This is a genomic window from Syntrophobacterales bacterium (assembly GCA_019429105.1).
Lineage (GTDB): Bacteria > Desulfobacterota > Syntrophia > Syntrophales > UBA5619 > DYTH01.
Genome location: JAHYJE010000094.1, coordinates 1 through 1,521, shown reverse-complemented (window position 1 = coordinate 1,521; position 1,521 = coordinate 1). Strand labels below are relative to the sequence as shown.

General features: G+C 50.8%; 5 protein-coding genes. 4 read left to right on the top strand and 1 reads right to left on the bottom strand.

Features of this window, described 5'->3' with window-relative positions; genetic code table 11:
- From K0B01_14900 to K0B01_14885, 4 genes are all read left to right on the top strand, one after another.
- Positions 1-182 (top strand): hypothetical protein (locus tag K0B01_14900; protein MBW6487431.1); only part of this gene is annotated, 182 nt, incomplete at its 5' end.
- 327 nt (positions 183-509) lie between these two features.
- Positions 510-785 (top strand): type II toxin-antitoxin system Phd/YefM family antitoxin, encoded by a 276-nt coding sequence (locus K0B01_14895; protein MBW6487430.1) that lies wholly within the window; start codon positions 510-512, stop codon positions 783-785.
- Positions 782-994, top strand: coding sequence for a PIN domain-containing protein (locus K0B01_14890; protein ID MBW6487429.1), 213 nt, complete (start codon positions 782-784; stop codon positions 992-994). The genes K0B01_14895 and K0B01_14890 overlap by 4 nt, the downstream gene beginning before the upstream one ends.
- 15 nt (positions 995-1,009) lie before the next feature.
- Positions 1,010-1,171 carry a hypothetical protein gene (locus tag K0B01_14885; protein ID MBW6487428.1) on the top strand — a complete coding sequence of 54 codons (162 nt, stop codon included), beginning with the start codon at positions 1,010-1,012 and terminating at the stop codon, positions 1,169-1,171.
- 106 nt (positions 1,172-1,277) lie between these two features.
- Here the strand turns inward: K0B01_14885 and K0B01_14880 are convergent.
- The coding region (locus tag K0B01_14880) for a hypothetical protein (protein MBW6487427.1) at positions 1,278-1,521 on the bottom strand (244 nt) is incomplete at its 5' end.

Here is a 1,521-nt window from a genome sequence, read left to right as displayed (position 1 = left end):
GACCTATGACCTCAAAATGGCCGAAAGGGTTGTCAGCCAAAGGATCGCTGGAATCCGTCAACTTGCGCATGCATGAGGCACTCAAGAGGAAGAGTCTTACAAGAATCTTGTGGGCCGTTGCAAAAACGGATAATGTCGCTGAAATCGTTTCTTGGATCAATAATTTTATCGAGAAGAAATAACGTCATGCCTGTGAACCCGATAATCGAGCATTCCAAAGAAACGGAAACGACCATCCTCTTCGTAAAACTGATGTTTGAACTGCTTCAAAAAGGAAGGCGTTGCGCCGTTGTAGTTTCCGAAGGTCTCCTCACCTGGGATCAAAACCAGCGCCAAGACATCCATCCTCTATTTCAGAAAAGGCGGCCCCACGGACTTTGTCTGGAATTACCGTTTTTTTTGCCTTCAGAACCATTGACGAACAGATAAAAATGTTATTGCACTCCTAAGTGCCGATATGGTACAAAAACTCGACTGTCTGGTCTGACTAGACAGACAAGGAGGACCGTATGACGAAAACCAATACGAGAGCCAAAGACCCCGCCTGGCAATTGCAGGAAGCCAAAAGTCGCTTGAGCCAAGTCGTGGAGCATGCGCTGCGGGAAGGGCCGCAAACCATTACCTTGCGCGGCAAGCCTGCCGTGGTTGTGGTTTCCTTTGAAAGATTTCAAAGCCTTACCCGTCCCTCCACATCCCTGCGCGAATTTTTCAGGAAATCCCCTCTCTATGACACGGACCTCGACCTTGAGAGAAGCAAAGACTTGTCCCGAGAGTTTCCGTTATGAAATACCTCCTGGATACCTGCGTGATCTCGGAACTGGTGAAGAAGGATCCCCATCCGGCGGTAATTCGTTGGATGGATGCCGGCGATGAGAGCAGGATGTATCTGAGCGTGCTGACCCTCGGAGAGCTCATCAAGGGGATCGCCAAACTGCCGGACGGCGAGAAAAGAGAAAAACTGCAATCATGGGTCAGCAATGATCTTGCGCTGTGATTCGGACAGCGCCTTGTGGAGATCAACGCGGAAATTGCCTGGGCTTGGGGGACGCTGCTGGGCGAAGCGGAGAAGCGAGGCGAGAAACTGCCCGTGGTCGATAGCCTGATCGCCGTTTCGGCCAATGTCCACGGTCTTATCGTCGTCACACGGTGTCCTTCCGGTGAGCCTGCGTAACTGAAAAAATTCATGTGCGGCCGTAGTCGAAGCCTCCCCTGCCTTCGTATTTAACGCCGCGGAAGGGGGTTGATTCGATATCAGGTTGCCGAAGGAAGAAAGCCTTTCAGGAGTCGTCTGCCGGTGAGAGCATATTGCCGGGTAAAGCTGCCGGGTAATTCCAGGGCATCCAGTTTTGAGGGTTTTTGAAGACATCGTGATAATTTTTCTGGAGGGCAACCAAGTAACCGAAGGGATCGATGCCCCTCAGAACGCAGGTATGAATCAGGCTCATGAAAATATCGCCGATCAAAGCGCCGTGTACAGTCCTGTAAAAAAGGGAGTTTTTCCTATGGAGAATCGCTTTTTTC

Excerpts from the sequence above, each read along its gene's own strand:
- K0B01_14890 (MBW6487429.1), top strand. The coding sequence starts at position 782 with ATGAAATACCTCCTGGATACCTGCGTGATCTCGGAACTGGTGAAGAAG.
- K0B01_14895 (MBW6487430.1), top strand. The coding sequence starts at position 510 with ATGACGAAAACCAATACGAGAGCCAAAGACCCCGCCTGGCAATTGCAG.